Genomic DNA, 17554 nt, shown 5'->3' with positions numbered 1-17554 from the left:
CCTCGCTTTGCTTTTGATCGAGGCGCCCCGTTAAACCACGATGGCCGAACGCAGGCATTGCGCAGTGGGCAACCCGGCATGGATGCCGGGTTAGCCGCCCCCGGCCATGGATGGCCGATGGCGGCGGCCCACGGAGCAATGCCGGAGTGAGGGCATGCCGAGCCCTAGCGAGGCACCAAGTGGTGGGGCAAGAGCGTTTGGTTACTTTGCGCTTTTCAAAGTGACCCGCTGTAAGAGCGGAACCAATATCCGCCATGACAAAAACAACGGATATGCCCCCTCCAAAAAAACGCAACTACGCCAAAATCAACTCCCCCAAACACGCTGCGCCGCAGGCGCCTCGCCCAGCAACTCAGCCACCACCGCACCAATTTCCTCAACCCGCCACAACGCTCCCTTGTCACGGGTCACGCCCGTGCGCCAGCCGTCGCCAAGGGAGATCCGCCCCCCCTGGCTCTCAAAGATCTGCCCTGTGACACCGGCCGATTCCGCGCTGCCCAGCCACACCACCAACGGCGCCACATTCTCCGGAGCCCAGGCATCAAAACTGCCATCCTCAGGCTTCTTCACCACATCCGGCATGGCACTTTCAGTCATCGACGTCCGCGCCGCCGGAGCCAACGCATTGGCCGTAATCCCGTACCGCGCCAGCTCAGCCGCCTGCACCAGCGTCAACGCCGCAATCCCGCCCTTCGCTGCGGAGTAATTGGATTGCCCCACCGACCCCTGCAGCCCGGCACCCGAACTGGTGTTGATGATGCGACCATCAACCGGCGTACCCGCCTTGGCCAGATCCCGCCAGCGCCGCCCCAACAAATTAGCCAGGCAATAATGCCCCTTGAGATGCACGCGCATGACCATGTCCCAGTCCTCTTCACTGAGGCTGATGAACATGCGGTCGCGCAAAACCCCGGCATTGTTGACCAGCACATGCACTTCGCCGAACGCCGCCAGCGCCGCCTCGACAATGCGCTCGGCGGTCGCCAGGGTGGTGATGTCGTCACTGTTGGCGATGGCCTGGCCACCGCTGGCGCGGATTTCGCCCGCGACGTCTTGTGCCGCGTCGGCGCGAATATCGTTGATCACCACGTTGGCGCCCGCGGCCGCGAATGCCAGCGCATAAGCGCGACCGAGTCCGCCGCCGGCCCCGGTGATGATCACGGTGCGGCCTGAACAAATAGCCATGTCTGACTCCTTAAACTGCGTGACCGCACGCCCGTCGGGCGGCGGTACGAATGGGAAAAATTAGAGGCGTTCGATGATCGTGACGTTGGCCTGGCCGCCGCCTTCGCACATGGTTTGCAGGCCATACCGGCCACCGCTGCATTCCAGTTCGTTCAACAGCGTGGTCATCAACCGGGCGCCGGTGGCACCCAGCGGGTGGCCGAGGGCGATGGCGCCGCCGTTGACGTTGGTGCGCGCCGGGTCGTAGTCGAGTTCCTTGGCCCAGGCCATGACCACCGACGCAAAGGCTTCGTTGATTTCTACCCGGTCGATGTCGCTCATGCGCAGGCCGGTTTTTTCCAGGGCCCGGCGAGTCGCGGCAATAGGCGCGGTCAGATGCCAAATCGGGTCATCGCCCAGCACCGTGAGGTGATGGATGCGCGCCCGTGGCGTCAGGTCGTAGCGCTTGAGGGCCGCTTCGGACACCACCAGTAACGCCGCCGAGGCGTCGCACGTCTGGCTTGAAACGGCGGCGGTGATCGAAGGGAACTGTGGGTCCACGGGCTGCAGCTCGGCCATTTTGGCGAGGCTGGTCAGGCGCGGCGTTTCGTCCACGCGCAGGCCGTTGCACGCGACGATTTCCCGGGCGAAACGCCCGCTCTCGATGGCGGCCAGGGCTCGACTGTGGCTTTGCAGGGCAAAGGCTTCCATCTGCTCGCGGCTGATGCCCCAATGATCGGCGATGCGCTGCGCGGCGTAGAACTGGTTGACCGGCTGATTGCCAAACCGTGCGCGCCAGCCTTCACTGCCGGAAAACGGATCGGGGAAACCCAGCGGCTGCCCGGCCAGCATCGCCGAGGAAATCGGGATGCGGGTCATGGTTTGCACGCCGCCCACGGCGATCACGTCCTGGGTGCCACTCATCACGGCCTGCGCCGCAAAATGCAGGGCCTGTTGCGACGAACCGCACTGGCGATCAATCGTGGTGCCGGGCACATTCAGCGGCAAACCGGCAGCGAGCCAACTGGTGCGGGCAATGTCACCGGCCTGGGAGCCGATGGTGTCGACGCAACCGAAGATCACGTCGTCATAGTCTTCGCCGGGAATGGCGTTGCGTTCCACCAGCGCCTTGAGCACCTGGGCGCCCAGGTCAATCGCGTGGACTTCGCTCAACGCGCCTTTGCGCTTGCCGGTCGGGCTGCGCAGTGCATCAACAATATAAGCCTCTGGCATGACTCACTCCTCGAAAGTATGGCCCGGGCCCAGGCGGGCGCCGTCGGCGAACAGGTAGTCGCTGACACGGGTTTTATGGAAGGCGCGATCACCCCACGACGAATCGAGCGCCCAGGCGCGCTTCATGAACATCTGCAGGTCGACTTCCCAGGTGTAACCCATGGCGCCATGCACCTGAATGCCCTTGCGCGCGGCGATCCAGCTGGCCTCGCAGCAGGCCAGCCGGGCCTGGGACACCCAGACGCTGGCGTTGGCATCGCCCTGTGCCAGGCCGTGGGCGGCGCGGTACAGCACCGGTTTGGCTTGCTCGATGTGGCGCGCGACATCGGCCAGGTGATGCTTGACGGCCTGGAAGCTGCCAATCGGTTTGCCGAACTGTTTGCGCTGCGCAACGTAGTCCACCGACAAATCGAGCATGCGTTGCGCGAGCCCGAGCAGTTGCCCGGCCACCGACAACGCGCCACGGTCGAGCAGTCGTGCCTGCACGTCACGGCCCAGTACGCCGCTGGCCACGCAAGTAGCTGGTGTCGGATTCCAGGTCACTCGACCCAGGCGCCTGGACGCGTCGATGCTCGGCTGATGCACCACATCCACCTGAGAACGCGGAACGATATGAACGTCGTCGCCGTCGACCAGGATCAGCACTTCGGCCAGTTGTGCATCGCTGACCAGCGGGTTGACCGGATGGTTGATGGCGATGCGCAAGGTGCCTTCGGCGATTCGCGGCAACAGGCTGCTGCGTGCCGGGTGCCCGCTCGCCAGGCTGGCCAGCAGGCCTGTCGCGACGTAAGCGGTGTCGGCCAGGGAATCCGGAATCGCGTAATAGCCCAGCTCCTGGGTCATCAAGGACCAGGCCACATCGTCCATGCCCAAACCGCCTTCGGCTTCGGGTACCGACAACGCGGTCAGGCCCTGGGCGGCGATCTTGTTACGCAGGTCCGGTGAACGACCGACGTCGGTTTCCCAGATTTCCCGGAGCATCTCCGGGGCAGCTTCGGTCATCAGGAAACGACTGATGGCTTCGCGAAACGTCAGCTGGTCATCGGTAAAAGTGAAGTCCATGGCCCGTTCCTTATTTCGGCAAGCCGAGCATCCGCTCGGCAATGATGTTGCGCTGGATTTCGTTGGTCCCGGCGTAGATCGGCCCGGACTGGGCGAACAGAAAACCCTCCAGCCAGCCGGCCGCATCGCTCTCCACAGGCGGCAGCAGCTCGGCGCGGCTACCCAGAATGCGCATCGCGGTTTCGTGCATTTTCAGGTCGAGCTCCGACCAGATGATCTTGTTGATGCTCGACTCCGCACCGATCTGCTCGCCCCGGCTGAGCCGGCCGACCGTGTAATACGCCGACAAAGCGTAAGCCTCGGCGCCCATCCAGGTTTCCAGCACGGCGTCACGCAGGCTCGGGTCGCGGTCGGCGCTTTCGCGATTGGCCTTGTAGAGTTCCACCAACTTGCGCGCGGTGGCCTGGAAGCGTGCGGGTGAGCGCAGCAACAGCCCGCGCTCAAAACCGGCGGTGGCCATTGCCACATGCCAGCCCTGCCCTTCGGCGCCGATGCGGTTGGCCACCGGCACGCGCACGTCGTCGAAAAACACTTCGGCAAACGCGTCCTTGCCATTGAGCGCCTTGATCGGGCGAATGGTCACACCCGGCGCATTCAGCGGCACCATCACGAACGACAGCCCGTGGTGGCGGCTCGAGCCCGGTTCGCTGCGGAACAGGCCAAACAGCCAGTCGGCAAAGATTGCCCGGGTTGACCAGGTCTTCTGGCCGTTGATCACGTAATGATCGCCGTCGAGCGTGGCCTTGCTGGTGATCGCCGCCATGTCCGAACCGGCATTCGGTTCCGACCAGCCTTGTGCCCACATGTCGAGGCTGGCGGCCATGCGCGGCAGGAAACGCTGTTTCTGTTCCGGCGTGCCGAATTCCATCAGTGTCGGCCCCAACAACAACTGGCCGTTCTGATTCACGCGCATCGGCGCGCCGGCACCGTAATACTCTTCTTCGAAGATCAGCCACTCGATCAAATCGCTACCGCGACCGCCCAGTTCCGCAGGCCACATCACCATTGACCAGCGGCTCTCGAACAGCTTCGCCTCCCAGGCACGGTGCTGTTCGAAGCCTTCGCGAGTGTCGTAGCTGGCCAGCGGTTCGCGCGGCAGATTGGCCGCCAGCCAGTCGCGCACTTCGGCGCGGAAGGCGGTTTGTTGGGGCGTGTAATTCAGTTCCATGGCGTTCCCTCAGAACTTGGCGTCGCGTTTTTCGACGAAGGCCCGACGGGTCTCCGCGGAGTCCGGGCTGCTGTAGGCCTGCATGGTGAAGCCCTGCTCCCAGCGGTATTTGTCTTCCAGGTTGCCGTCTTCGATGCCGTTCAGGGCTTCCTTGGCAATGCGGATCATGCCCGGGCTCTTCTCGGCGATTTTCGCCGCGATGCCCAAGGCGGTTTCGCGCAATTGATCCTTGCTGACGATCCGCTCGATAAAGCCATATTGCAGGGCGTCGGGGGCGCTGATGCTGTCGCCGGTAAAAAACAGGTAGCGGACTTTTTGCACCGGGAACAGACGCTGCAAGTGCGCACCGCCGCCCATGGCGCCACGGTCGACTTCCGGCAAGGCGAAGGTCGCGCAGTCGGAGGCGACGACGATGTCCGCCGCCCCGGTGATGCCGATGCCGCCGCCCAACACAAAGCCATGCACCGCGACAATCACCGGCACCGGATTGCGGTGTACCGCTTTGAAGGTGGCGTAGTTGCCGGCATTGACCTCGACGATCCGCTCCGGGTACTTGTCCAGTTCCTTGATGTCGACCCCGGCGCAAAAGCCCCGGCCTTCTGCGCGGATCACGATCACCCGCACTTCCGGGTTGGCACCCAGGGCGTCGATCTGTCGCGCCAGCGCAAGCCATTCCTGGCTGTCGAGGGCGTTGACCGGTGGTTTGGCGATCACCAGTTCCGCGATCCCCTGATTGAGGTGTGTCGTAAATGCCTGGTTCACAGGGGTTCTCCAATACTGGCGGGTTGGTTCGAGGAATGGGGCTGGCTGCGGGCCAGGAGTGCGTCCAGACAATGCTGGGCTTCACTGGCGATGCCTTCGATGACTTCACGGCAACTGAGCAACTCGCCGATGGCCGCCGCGACCTGGCCGCTGGGCAAGATGCCTTCGTCCGGCGCGCCATCGATCATCGAGCGCTGCAACAGCACCGGCTGGTTGGCGGCCATCACCACTTGCGACAGCGCGGACGGGTCTTCGCGCAAGGCACGGACGAAAACCGACGCCATGTGACCCAGGCTCATGCCGGTCTGCTGCTTCCATTGCCAGGCGCTGCCCAGGGCGATGCGCAAGCGACCGAACGGGCCGGCCTTTTCCAGGTGATTGATGAAACGGTTTTCGATCATGCGATGGCGCATGCCGTCCACGGCGGTGGTGACCCGCACCAGTTGCGGGTCGTTGACCTTGAGGTAACGTTCCAGGGTCGCGGCCGGTGTCGGCGATTCGCGGGTCATGAGGAACCGCGTGCCCATGGCGATGCCAGCGCCACCGGCGGCCAGCACCGAGGCCAGGCCACGGCCGGTGGCATAACCACCGGCCGCGATCACCGGCACCTTGACGGCCGCCAGTACCTGCGGCAACAGAATGGAGCTGGGCACGCCGCCGGTATGGCCGCCGCCCTCGCCGCCCTGAATGGTGATGAGGTCAGCCCCCAATTCCACCGCCTTCAGTGCATGTTTGAGTGCGCCCACGGTAGGAATGCACAGTACCTTGGCGGCCTTGAACCGGGCGATGGTCTGTTTGTCCGGACCGCGTCCGTAGCTCACGGCGCGCAGGCGGTACTGGATCGCCAGGTCGACGCACTGCGCGGCGTTGTCCTGGAACATATGAAAATTGAGCCCGAAGTTGCTGCCACCGGTGGCGTCGATCACCTTGCGGATTTCACTTTCCAGTTCATCGGCCGCGATGGTCGCCCCGGCCAGAAAACCAAAGCCACCGGCCTGGGTCGTGGCGATCACCAGGTTGGCGTCGGCGACCCAGCCCATGGCGGTTTGCACAATCGGGTAGCGGCAACCGAGCGCTTCGGTCAGGGGCGTCTCCAGCCAGTGATTCATTGGCTCTTGTCCTCTGCCTGCTTGTTGGCCCGGGCCATGCCCTTGGCGTCGAAACCGCCCAGTTTGTCGCCGGACAACAGTTCGTTATGGGCATGCGCGAAATGGTGCCAGGCGAACACCGCATCCATCGCCGCGCGTTTGCCCTGCAGGTCTTCCACGTGGTTGATCGCTTGCTTGGTCAGGGCCAGGCCCATGCGCGGCTGACGGGCGATGCCGGCAGCCAGCGCGTAGGTGGCCTGTTCCAGTTCTTCCCGGGGCACCATGCGGTTGACCATGCCCACTTGCCAGGCCCGGGTGGCGCTCATGCGGTCACCGGTGAAGAGGAATTCCTTGGCGATGCGCGGGTTCATTTCATAGGGATGGGCAAAATACTCCACCCCCGGAATACCCATGCGCACCACCGGGTCCTGGAAAAATGCGTCTTCGCTGGCAACGATCAGATCGCACACCCAGGCCAGCATCAGCCCGCCCGCCACGCACGCGCCATGCACCATGGCGATGGTCGGTTTGGGCAGCTCGCGCCAGCGCCGGCACATGCCCAGGTAGACTTCCTGCTCACGGGCATAGAGCTGCTCGCCGCCGGGCTTGTTGGTGTGGTCCCACCACAGGTGCGCGCGCTCGAACGGCTTGTCGATATCACGCCCTGGCGTGCCGATGTCGTGGCCCGCCGAGAAGTGTTTGCCGTTGCCCCGCAGGACGATGACTTTGACCTCGTCGTCGTTCACCGCCTCGCGAAAGGCGGCGTCCAGGGCGTAGGTCATTTGCGAGTTTTGCGCGTTGTTGAACGTCGGCCGGTTCAGCGTCAGCGTGGCGATCCCATCGGCCACGCTGTACAGCACCGGTGTGTCGGTTTCGTAGACGGCTTTGTCCTCACGGACGACGAATTCACTCTCGCTGCTGTGCATGTTCACTGTCCTCGCCTCAAGCCGTACGGATGCCGGGCGGGTTGCCCTTGATCGCCGTGGCGCGGTAATCGTGGGGGTCGAGTCGGCGGATCAACGCTAACTGTTCAGGGGTCGGGTGCACGGTCTCGTGCAATTGCGCCGACTTGAGCAACGGGAAACCGGTGTTCTGCTGGACCTGCTCGAACGTGACGCCGGGGTGCAACGAACGCACCTGCACCGCACGGTCGGGGCCATCGAAATCGAGCACGCACAGGTCGCTGACGATCCAGCGGATGTCCATCAAGTCGCGGCGCGCGCCTTCGGGCCAGCGGTCGGCTTTGAAGCCGACACCGGAGACCATGTCCACTTCATCGCTGACGAACACCCGGGTGTTGTGGCTGGGCACGAAAAACGAATTGAGGTGGTTGATGCTGTTGCCCGGCAGGCCGCGCACACCAAGGATCGCGGTCTTGGGTTTTTGATAGTCGCCAACGCAGGACAAGTTGGTCTGGCCCCAGCGGTCGATCTGGGTCGGGCCGATCATCGCGTGACGACGGCCGCCCCAGACGCATTCGAACACCCGCTCGAACGACATGTAGCCGGAGTAACGCGGCTCGTAGTCGCCACGCGGGCCCAGCGGGATCGGCTCTTCGACCAGGAACGCTTCGCTGTCGGTCATCAACAGTTCAGGGCTGTGGGTGAGTTTGGCAAGGCTCGCGCCCAGGCGCGGAATCACGCCAAGGCCCGAGGCAATCACTTCACCATTGCCGCGCCAGGCTTCGGAAGCGGCGACGATCATCAGTTCAGCGAGGGTGAAATCACAGGTTGCAGACATAGTCGCTAATCCTCAGAACACGGGAAGGGGCAAGGCGCCCATGGAGTCGGCACCGCCGTTCTGTGCCTGATAGGCCTGTTCGCCACCGGCGACGTAGGTCTGCACATAGTCCTGCCAGCCGTTTTCGGCCTGGCTGCTGGCGACATAGCCCTTGAGGTGTTTCATGTCCCAGCCGTAATCCGGGGCGCACGCGGTCGGGTGCGCGCCGAGCGGCGCATGCACCACCCCGCTCACCAGATAGCGCTCGAAGGTATTGAACCGGGCCTGTTCGGCGCTCAGTTGCAGGCGCTCTTCGAGGCGTTCGCAGGAGACAAAACACTGCTGGGCAGCGCGGGCGAACAGGTGATCGAAATACGGGTCCGGCCCGGTCACCAGGGTGTTGCCCAGGCGGTCAGCGACGTTGACATGCAGGAACGCCACGTCGAGGTTGAGCGCCGGCATCGCCAGCAGCACCTCGCCATCGGCATAGGGCGACTGGACGGTTTTCAGTTCCGGGTTCAGGCGCGTCACGTCGGTGGCCAGGCCACAACGGGTCGGCAGGAACGGCAGGCGCATACCCGCCGCGCGCAGGCCCCACTGGAACATGCCTTCGTCGAGTTCCAGCAGCTCCAGCTCACCGGCCTCGCGGGCTTTGCGGTAATAGGGTTCCAGCGGAATGGCGTCGAGGGTGGCAAAACCGAACACCAGTTTCTTGACCTTGCCCGCCGCACACAGCATGCCCACTTCCGGGCCGCCGTAGGCCACGACGGTGAGGTCCTTGACTGGCGAACGCAGGATCTCGCGCACGATCGCCATCGGCTTGCGCCGGGGTCCCCAGCCACCAAAACCGATGGTCATGCCATCGCGCAGTTGAGCGACCGCATCGGCCGCCGTCAGTTGTTTGTTCATCATGACAATTCCTTATTGTTGGCCGACCGAAAAGTCGTGCCCCCAAATGCTCACGCGGGTGAACTCGAACGCCGAATGCTCGGCCCAGTCGACCTGCAGCCCGCCAAAGCCGTATTCCAGGTCGAAACCGGACGGCGTCTTCATGTAAAAACTGGTCATGCGATCGTTCAGGTGCTGGCCGAGTGTTGCCGACAGGCGCACGTCATGGGCTAGCAAACGGTCATGGGCACGGCCGACCTCGGTCATCGAATCCACCTCGACCATCACGTGCACGCACCCTGACGGCACCGGGTACTCGGCCAGCGCCAGGCTGTGGTGGCGGACGTTGTGGCAATGCAGGAAATGAATGCGGATCGCCGGGGCCGAAGGATCGGGACGGAAGTTGAAAATGTCCGACAGTTCGAAACCCAGCACGTCCTTGGCGAACGCCAGCGTGGCGTCGAAGTTCGGGGCCGGCAGCACGGTGTGGCCCAGGCCCATGTCACCGGTGAGGAATCGCGGCACGCCTTGCGGCGAAACGAACGGCAGGCAGTCGGAGCGATGGCCCCAGCTCAGTTCGTGGTTGTTGCCCGACGGGTCGGTCAGCTTGACCAGCGCCTGGACACCGCGCTGATCGATCTCGGCGGCAGAGCCCGCTTGCCATTCGATGCCTTTGGCGGTCAGGTGCTCAAGGGCGGCCTTGAAGGCCGACTCGTTGGCCAGTTCCCACCCGGACGCCAGGTAACGGGCCTCGCTGCCTTCGACGATCAGCATGCGAAACGGACGCTCGTCCATTTTCACGTACAGGCCACCGCCCGGTGCCGGACGCACTTGCATGCCCAGCACGTCCTCGGCGTAGCGTTGCCAATGACTGAGGTTTTCGATCTGGGAGACGAAATAGCTCAAACCGCGAATGTCGATCATGCCTGGGTTCCTCGTTGGCTGATTTCGGTACGTGGCTGGCATTGTGCAAAGCGCCACCCGCCCCTTCATCGTCCGTTGAGACTAAGCAACCGCTTGCTTGCGGCCCGATCTCCCCTCCCCGTCGCCACGATCCACTGTAGGAGCGAGCCTGCTCGCGATGGTCCTCAACGATAACGCTGGCTGTCTGGATGAACGCGTCGTCTGGACGCCCATCGCCAGCAGGCTGGATCCCACAGGCCGCATGCTTCTGGAGCTGATTTACCTCTCCCGGTCGTCACGACCCACTGTAGGAGCGAGCCTGCTCGCGATGGTCGTCAACGATAACGCTGGCTGTCTGGATGAACGCGTCGTCTGGACGTCCATCGCCAGCAGGCTGGCTCCCACAGGCCGCGTGCTTCTGGAGCTGATTTACCCCTTCCGGTCGTCACGACCCACTGTAGGAGCGAGCCTGCTCGCGATGAACCGGAGAGCACCGCGGGGTATCAGATGCCCAGCGTCATCGTTGACGTCCATCGCCAGCAGGCTGGCTCCCACAGGCCGCATGCTTCTGCAACTGATTTACCCCTTCCGGTTGTCACGACCCACTGTAGGAGCGAGCCTGCTCGCGATGAACCGGAGGGCACCGCGGGGTATCAGGTGCCCAGCGTTATCGTTGACGCCCATCGCCAGCAGGCTGGCTCCCACAGGCAGCATGCTTCTGGAGCTGATTTACCTCTCCCGGTCGTCACGACCCACTGTAGGAGCGAGCCTGCTCGCGATGAACCGGAGAGCACCGCGGGGTATCAGGTGCCCAGCGTTATCGTTGACGTCCATCGCCAGCAGGCTGGCTCCCACAAGGCAATCGTGCACAGCGCCAATGTCTCTAGTCCGTTTTAGTGATTCGAACCCGGCTGCGCTCGCCCCAGACTCCCGTATCCATCCGCATTGCAGAGACAACCCCCATGGAGTTCGCCTTTACCCAGGAACACTTGATGATTCGCGACAGCGCCGAGCGTTTTCTCGCCACGGCCAGCGACTCTTTGGCCGTGCGCGCCACCATGAATCGCGCGGACGGTTACGACCCCGACGTCTGGCAGCGCATCGCCCAGGAGCTGTGCTGGCCGGCCCTGATGGTCCCCGAACGTTTCGGCGGCATGGGCCTGGGGTTTGTCGAACTGGCGATCCTGCTGGAGCAGAGCGGCCGTTTTCTGCTGGGTTCGCCGCTGTTCGCCACCGCGTGCCTGGCCACCCCCGCGCTGCTGGCCGGGCACAACCCGGCCCTGCAGGAGCGCTGGCTCAGCGCGATTGCCGGTGGCGAAGTCACTGCGACATTGGCATTCGCCAGTGGCAAAGGATGGGATGCCCACAGCGTGCAAGCGGTCGCCCAGGCGGGAGCCGGCGGTTTTTACCTGGATGGCCTTTACACCCAGGTCGTCGACGGCGCACAGGCGGATGTGTTGATCGTCGCCGCGCGTACACCCGGCAGTGAGGGCGAAGATGGCATTAGCCTGTTTGTTCTCGACGCCAATACCCCGGGTGTCGTGCGCACCGCCCTGCCCACCCTGGATCAGACCCGACGCCTGGCGCGGGTCCAGCTGCAGAATGTGTTCGTCAGCGACGCGCAAATGCTTTGCGCACCTGACCAAGGTGGGGCGGTGTTGCGCTCTAGCCTGCAGATCGCCGCGGCGGGCCTGGCCGCCGAACAGGCCGGTGGCGCACAACAGGTCCTCGACCTGACCCTGGCGTACATCGCGGAACGCCGTCAATTCAGCCGCACCATCGCCAGCTTCCAGGCGATCAAACATCGCTGCGCCGACATGATGCTGCAGGTTGAGTGCGCACGTTCCGCCGTCTATTACGCGGCCTGCGTGGTGCAGGAACACCTCGACCCCGAAGGCGATGCCGCCGTTGCCAGCGAACTGTTGATGGCCACCGCGACCGCGAAGATCCATGCCAGCGAAGCGTTTTTTCACTGCGCCGCCGAGTCGATCCAGTTGCATGGCGGCGTGGGTTTTACCTGGGAATACGACCCGCACCTGTACTTCAAGCGCGCCCGCGCCAGCGAGCAATTGCTGGGCAACCCGGCGCTGCACCGTGAACGCCTGGCGGCACACCTGTTTGGAGAGGACGCATGAAAATCGGTTTCAGCAATGCCGACGAGGCTTTCCGTCGCGAGGTCGCCCAGTGGTTGGCCGAGCACCTGAGCGGCGAGTTCGCACCGCTGCGCTTTCGCGGTGGCCCAGGGGACGAGCACAGCTTTCCCGAGGAACGCAAAGCCTGGGAACGTGAACTCGCCGAGGGCGCCTGGATTGGCCTCGGATGGGCCCAAGAGCATGGCGGGCGCGGTCTTAGCATCTGCCAGCAAGTGATTTTCCACGAGGAGTACGCCCGAGCCGGCGGCCCCGGACGCATGGGCCACATCGGTGAAGGGCTGGTCGGCCCGACCCTTGCGGCCTTCGGCACCCCGGCCCAGCAACAGCGCTTGTTGCCCGGCATTCTTGATGGGCGTGAGTTCTGGTGCCAAGGCTACTCCGAACCGGGCGCCGGTTCCGATCTGGCGAACGTGCAAACCCGGGCCAGGCTTGATGACACGGGCGAACACTGGCTGATCAGCGGCCAGAAGGTCTGGACCTCTCTGGCGCACGAGGCCGAGTGGTGTTTTGTGTTGGCACGGACTGAGCCCGGCAGTCAGGGCCATCATGGCTTGTCGTTCCTGTTGGTGCCGATGGCGCAGGCGCAGATCCGCGTGCACCCGATCCAGCAATTGACGGGCACCAGTGAGTTCAATGAAGTGTTTTTCGATCAGGCGGTGACCCACGCCGACAACCTGATCGGTCAGCCGGGCGATGGCTGGAAAATCGCCATGGCCCTGCTCGGCTTCGAACGCGGGGTGTCGACGCTGGGCCAGCAGATGCAGTTTCAGAATGAGCTCGACGAAATCATCCGTATCGCCCGCTCCAACGGCGCCTCGCGGGACCCGTTGCTGCGTCAGCGTATTGCGCAGGCGTGGTCGGGGCTCAAGGTGTTGCGCTACAACTCGTTGCGCATGCTTTCGGGGCCCCAGGATGGCAGCCTGAATCGCGAAGCCATGATTTATAAATTGGCTTGGTCTACCTGGCATTCCGATCTTGGGAAACTGGCGATGGATGTGTTGGGGGATGAGGCTGAGGTGCTTGAGGGCGATGCTTACCAGCTGAGCCGTTTGCAGTCGCTGTTTCTATTTGCCCGCTCGGATACGATTTATGGGGGGAGTAATGAGATCCAGCGAAATATCATTGCCGAGCGGGCGTTGGGGATGCCTAGGGAGATGCGGGTGCGGGGTTAGTGGGGCATATCCGTTTCTTCGGTCACGGCCGCTAATGGTTCCGCTCTTACAGCGGGTCACTTGGAAAAGCCTGTAGGAGCGAAGCTTGCTCGCGATGGTCGTCAACGATAACGCGGGCTGTCTGGATCAGCGCGTTGTCTGGACGTCCATCGCGAGCAAGCTCGCTCCTACAGGGCCCGCCATCGGCCATCCATGGCCGGGGGCGGCTAACCCGGCATCCATGCCGGGTTGCCCACTGCGCAGAACCTCCACTCGGCCTTACGAGGGGGCAAGAAAATCAAAAGCCAAAGCAAGGCGGCCTTAAAGCCGACCTGATTCTTCTGGCGTACGCATTCCCCCTGTGGGAGCCAGCCTGCTGGCAATGAGGACCTGACAATCGACTGATCTCTCTCAGCTACACCCCAATCAACTGTGGGAGCCAGCCTGCTGGCGATGAGTACCTGACAATCGACTGATCTCTCTCAGCTACACCCCAATCAACTGTGGGAGCCAGCCTGCTGGCAATGAGGACCTGACAATCGACTGATCTCTCTCGGCTACACCCCAATCAACTGTGGGAGCCAGCCTGCTGGCGATGAGGACCTGACAATCGACTGATCTCTCTCAGCTACACCCCAATCAAACGTGGGAGCCAGCCTGCTGGCGATGGTCGCCCAGCCAACGCGATCATCCAGACAGGGCGCGTTAGCGTTGACGTCCATCGCCAGCAGGCTGGCTCCCACAGGGGGAATGAAACCATAAGCCGCCGTTACCGAAGAAACGGATATGTACACCCACCCATCACCGAACGCGAATCTTGGGATCCCCCGCCCCCCGCCGCAACGTCGCCAAAAACCCCTCCAACGGCGCCGGCTCAGCAATTTCCGGCAAGTCATCCTTACCCGGCCGCTGAGCCCAAAACGCATCCCAGGACGGAAACAGTTCGTGGAATGTCCCCGCATAAGGCTCCCGCCCCGGCCAGCGCATCTTCAACCCGCCAATCGGAGGCTTGTTCAGGTCCGTCGCATACCAGTAACACGGCAAACGCCGACGAAAACACCAGCGCCCATCAATCCGCTCATAGTCGTCCCAATACAGCATCTGCATGATCACCCACTCCGGGCCGGTCTCATGCTCGTTCTTGGAATAGACCACCCCCGTGGCGTGATCCGGATCGCTGAACTCGATAATGTGCTGGCCCAGGTGATGGGACGTGCCATGAAACTGCTTGCGCATGGTTTCGTCCAGCCACACCTTGAGGTGCGCCCGCCCGGTCTTGTCGCGGCCCACGCGCACGTCCGGGGCGAAGCAGTTGGCCATGGCGTCCATGTCGCGCATGTCCAGGGCCAGCGCGTATTTGCCGGCCAGTTGACGAATGGCGTCCAGCGACTCCAGACGGTCGATGCGCTCCAGCAGCGCGGCGGATTCCAGGCCCATCAGTCGAACACCGTGTACAGATCGGAGCCGCGTCCGCCGTCCACCGCCAGGCTCGCGCCGGTGACATAGGACGCCTCGTCGCTGGCCAGAAACAAAATCGCGTTGGCCAGTTCCACCGGCAGGCCGACCCGTTTCATCGGGATGACTTTCTCGGTGTTGGCACGGGCCTTGGTGTCGCCAAGCATACCGGCGGTGGCCGGGGTGTCGACCACGCCGGGAATGATCACGTTGCAGCGAATGTTGTTCGGCGCGCCCTCACTGGCTGCCGCGCGGCTGAAGTTGATGACCGCTGCCTTGGCCGCCGAATAACCGGCCATCTGCGCGGTGCCGAACAGGCCGCAGATAGAAGCGATGTTGACAATCGAACCGCCGCCCTGGGCTTTCATCAGCCGCATCGCCGTGCGGGTGCCGAAGAAGGTGCCGTCGACGGTGGTGGCGAAGTTCGCGTGCCAGTCGGCGGTGGTCATCGTGTCGATGCCGCCCCAGGTGTAGGCCATCGCGTTGTTGACCAGAATGTCGAGGCGGCCATGACGCTGCGCCGCGGCCTCCAATGCGTCGACGTAGGCCTGCTCGTCGCTGACATCGGCGACCGCCACGTCAGCCTTGCCGCCGAAGCCGAGAATCTTTTCCTGCACGCCTTGCAACGGCTCCACGCGCCGTCCGCTCAGCACCACGGTGGCGCCCTCCTCGGCAAACCGCAACGCAGTGGCTTCACCGATGCCGGAACCGGCGCCGGTGACGAAGGCAATTTTCCCCTGTAAACGCTTGCTCATCAGTCAGTCTCCGATCAGATAAAGGCCATGCCGCCGTTCACCGCGATGTTCTGGCCGGTCATGAAACTGGCGTCTTCGCTGGCGAGGAATACCGCGACACGGGCGATTTCGTCCGTCTCGCACATGCGACCCAATGGCACGTTTTTCAGCAAGGCCTGCATGTGTTCGTCAGGGATGCCGGCCATCATTGGCGTGTTGGTCGGCCCCGGCACCAGGGTGTTGACGCGTATGCCACTGGCGGCCAGGTCACGGGCGATCGAGCGGGTCAGCCCCATTACCCCGGCTTTCGAGGCGCAGTAATGGGCCGGGCCTTCGCCGGTCAGCGCGGCGGTGCTGGAGAGGTTGATGATCGCCCCTTGGCGCCCGCTCTTGATCATCAATTTGGCGCCTTCGCGACAGCACAGGAACGTGCCGCCCAGGTTCACGCCGATGACCCGCGCCCAACTGTCGTCCGGGGTTTCAAGGAAGCTGTCCAGCGCACCGACGCCTGCGTTATTGACCAGGATGTCGAGGCCGCCGAAATGCTGCTCGGCCTGGCCCATGGCATCGGCCACGGAGGCGCCGTCACCGACGTTGCAGGCCAGGGCCAGGACCTTGTCGCCCAGGTCTGCAAGGCTCTCGGCCAAGGCGGCCTGGTTCAAATCGACCGCCACCACTTGGGCGCCCTCGGCGACAAATCCACGCACGATGGCCTGGCCCATGCCTTGCCCGGCACCCGTCACAAACGCCACTTTATTGAGTAACTTCATTGCGTTCTCCGATTGTGCAAATTTCCTCGGCCCGCCGCCCTTGCAGTGGGACCGTCCTTGAATGATTAGCGGCAAGTGCCTGGGCGGACATCGTCCGATGGGACTACCGCGCCTTGGTCTGAATGGACGATGCCGGCAATGCTCAACAGCCCCAGCATTCACTGTGCACCCTGCGTCAGGCGCGGCGTTCCCCTTCACCATCCGCTGTTACGCCTGACGCGGCGGTGCTTCATGAATCCGCAGAAAATGGAGAACCCCATGAACCAACCCGTAGACCTGCCCCTGCCCGTCGGCCATTACGCAACGCTGCCCAACGGCTTGCGCCTGCACTATCTGGATGAGGGCACGGGCCCTGTGGTGCTGTGGCTGCACGGCAGCGGACCGGGCGCCAGTGGTTTCAGCAATTTCAAGGGCAACTACCCGCAGTTCGTTGCGGCCGGCTACCGCAACATCGTGCTCGACTTGCCGGGTTTCGGCCGTTCGGACAAGCCTGAAGACGTCCAATACAACCTGGATTTCTTTGTCGAGTGCGTGGCGGCGTTTCTGGAATCTGTCGGCGTGAAGCGCTGCACTTTGCTCGGTAACTCGTTGGGCGGCGCGATTGCGTTGGGCCTGGCGCTGCGTTCGCCGGAACTGCCGCAAAGCCTGATCCTGCTGGCACCGGGCGGTGTCGAGGAGCGGGAGACGTACTTCAAGATGGAAGGCATTGTGCGCATGGTCAGCCTGTTCAGCGCCGGCCCCATTGGCATGGACGAGATGCGCAGCATGATGAGTCTGCAGCTGTTTGACGCTTCGATCCTGCCGGAGAGCCTGCTGGAGGAACGTGTGGCGGTGGCCGTGACTCAGCCGAAGAATCTGTTCAGCACGATGATGGTGCAGAACATGGAATCGCGACTGGGTGAGATTCAGTGCCCGATTTTTGGTTTCTGGGGTAACAACGATCACTTCAACCCGATCAGTGGGGCTCAGCGCATTATCGAGGGTGCAGTGAATGCGCGGTTTATTGTGCTTAATCGGTGTGGGCATTGGGTTCAGGTGGAGCATCGTGAGCTGTTTAACCGTAGCTGTATCGACTTTTTGCAGAACGGTTGAGCGTGTTTATCCGTTTTTTGTGTAACGGCGGCTATTGGTTCCGCTTTTACAGCGGGTCACTTTGAAAAGCACAAAGTAACCAAATGCTCTTGCCCCACCACTCGGTGCCTCGCCTAGGCTCGGCATGCCCTCACTCCGGCATTGCTCCGTGGGCCCGCCGCCATCGGCCATCCATGGCCGGGGGCGGCTAACCCGGCATCCATGCCGGGTTG

At 63.3% G+C, this 17554-nt stretch carries 16 protein-coding genes and 1 pseudogene; 3 read left to right on the top strand and 14 right to left on the bottom strand.

Going from position 1 to position 17554, the window contains the following annotated elements:
- Positions 1-306 precede the first annotated feature (306 nt).
- From EJA72_RS15235 to EJA72_RS29290, 11 genes and pseudogenes are all read right to left on the bottom strand, one after another.
- Positions 307-1185, bottom strand: a complete 879-nt coding sequence (locus EJA72_RS15235; RefSeq protein WP_157712255.1) for an SDR family oxidoreductase — start codon at positions 1183-1185, stop codon at positions 307-309.
- A gap of 60 nt (positions 1186-1245) precedes the next feature.
- The gene (locus EJA72_RS15230; RefSeq protein ID WP_157712254.1) at positions 1246-2397 is read right to left on the bottom strand and encodes an acetyl-CoA C-acetyltransferase; all 1152 of its coding nucleotides are present in this window, start codon (positions 2395-2397) and stop codon (positions 1246-1248) included.
- A 3-nt stretch (positions 2398-2400) separates the two neighbouring features.
- A complete protein-coding gene (locus tag EJA72_RS15225; protein WP_157712253.1) occupies positions 2401-3459 on the bottom strand; it encodes an acyl-CoA dehydrogenase family protein in 1059 nt (352 codons plus the stop codon).
- Between the two features lie 10 nt (positions 3460-3469).
- On the bottom strand, positions 3470-4627 hold the full coding sequence (locus EJA72_RS15220; protein ID WP_157712252.1) for an acyl-CoA dehydrogenase family protein: 1158 nt from the start codon (positions 4625-4627) through the stop codon (positions 3470-3472).
- A gap of 9 nt (positions 4628-4636) precedes the next feature.
- Positions 4637-5389, bottom strand: a complete 753-nt coding sequence (locus tag EJA72_RS15215) for an enoyl-CoA hydratase family protein (RefSeq protein ID WP_178129381.1) — start codon at positions 5387-5389, stop codon at positions 4637-4639.
- The gene (locus tag EJA72_RS15210) at positions 5386-6498 is read right to left on the bottom strand and encodes a nitronate monooxygenase family protein (RefSeq protein ID WP_157712251.1); all 1113 of its coding nucleotides are present in this window, start codon (positions 6496-6498) and stop codon (positions 5386-5388) included. Before EJA72_RS15210 ends, EJA72_RS15215 begins: the two co-directional genes overlap by 4 nt.
- Positions 6495-7403, bottom strand: coding sequence for an enoyl-CoA hydratase (locus tag EJA72_RS15205; protein WP_157712250.1), 909 nt, complete (start codon positions 7401-7403; stop codon positions 6495-6497). The genes EJA72_RS15210 and EJA72_RS15205 overlap by 4 nt, the downstream gene beginning before the upstream one ends.
- Positions 7404-7419: 16 nt before the next feature.
- Positions 7420-8217: a CoA-transferase subunit beta gene (locus EJA72_RS15200; protein WP_157712249.1), complete on the bottom strand. Its 798-nt coding sequence runs from the start codon at positions 8215-8217 to the stop codon at positions 7420-7422.
- A 12-nt stretch (positions 8218-8229) separates the two neighbouring features.
- On the bottom strand, positions 8230-9105 hold the full coding sequence (locus tag EJA72_RS15195) for a CoA transferase subunit A (protein ID WP_157712256.1): 876 nt from the start codon (positions 9103-9105) through the stop codon (positions 8230-8232).
- 12 nt (positions 9106-9117) lie between these two features.
- A complete protein-coding gene (locus EJA72_RS15190; protein ID WP_157712248.1) occupies positions 9118-10008 on the bottom strand; it encodes a VOC family protein in 891 nt (296 codons plus the stop codon).
- A 582-nt stretch (positions 10009-10590) separates the two neighbouring features.
- A pseudogene (locus EJA72_RS29290) lies at positions 10591-10701 on the bottom strand (outer membrane lipoprotein carrier protein LolA); the annotation flags it as partial.
- Positions 10702-10949: 248 nt separating this feature from the next.
- On the opposite strand from EJA72_RS29290, the gene EJA72_RS15185 reads away from it, so the two are divergent.
- Together EJA72_RS15185 and EJA72_RS15180 are read left to right on the top strand one after the other, a co-directional pair.
- Positions 10950-12122 carry an acyl-CoA dehydrogenase family protein gene (locus tag EJA72_RS15185; RefSeq protein WP_157712247.1) on the top strand — a complete coding sequence of 391 codons (1173 nt, stop codon included), beginning with the start codon at positions 10950-10952 and terminating at the stop codon, positions 12120-12122.
- Positions 12119-13312: an acyl-CoA dehydrogenase family protein gene (locus tag EJA72_RS15180; RefSeq protein ID WP_157712246.1), complete on the top strand. Its 1194-nt coding sequence runs from the start codon at positions 12119-12121 to the stop codon at positions 13310-13312. The genes EJA72_RS15185 and EJA72_RS15180 overlap by 4 nt, the downstream gene beginning before the upstream one ends.
- Before the next feature lie 780 nt (positions 13313-14092).
- Here EJA72_RS15180 and EJA72_RS15175 read toward each other — a convergent pair.
- Genes EJA72_RS15175 through EJA72_RS15165 form a run of 3 tightly spaced genes read right to left on the bottom strand, consistent with a single transcriptional unit; the run spans position 14093 to position 16250 of the window.
- Positions 14093-14722, bottom strand: a complete 630-nt coding sequence (locus EJA72_RS15175; RefSeq protein ID WP_218574368.1) for a nuclear transport factor 2 family protein — start codon at positions 14720-14722, stop codon at positions 14093-14095.
- Positions 14723-14727: 5 nt separating this feature from the next.
- On the bottom strand, positions 14728-15501 hold the full coding sequence (locus EJA72_RS15170; RefSeq protein WP_157712244.1) for an SDR family NAD(P)-dependent oxidoreductase: 774 nt from the start codon (positions 15499-15501) through the stop codon (positions 14728-14730).
- A 14-nt stretch (positions 15502-15515) separates the two neighbouring features.
- Positions 15516-16250 carry an SDR family NAD(P)-dependent oxidoreductase gene (locus EJA72_RS15165; protein ID WP_157712243.1) on the bottom strand — a complete coding sequence of 245 codons (735 nt, stop codon included), beginning with the start codon at positions 16248-16250 and terminating at the stop codon, positions 15516-15518.
- A gap of 258 nt (positions 16251-16508) precedes the next feature.
- On the opposite strand from EJA72_RS15165, the gene EJA72_RS15160 reads away from it, so the two are divergent.
- Entirely contained in the window at positions 16509-17342 is an 834-nt protein-coding gene (locus EJA72_RS15160; protein WP_157712242.1) for an alpha/beta fold hydrolase, read from the top strand.
- Positions 17343-17554: the final 212 nt, after the last annotated feature.

The organism is Pseudomonas sp. PB120 (genome assembly GCF_009761815.1).
GTDB lineage: Bacteria > Pseudomonadota > Gammaproteobacteria > Pseudomonadales > Pseudomonadaceae > Aquipseudomonas.
The sequence above is the reverse complement of the archived record's forward strand: the minus strand, read 5'-3'. Positions and strand labels throughout refer to the sequence as shown.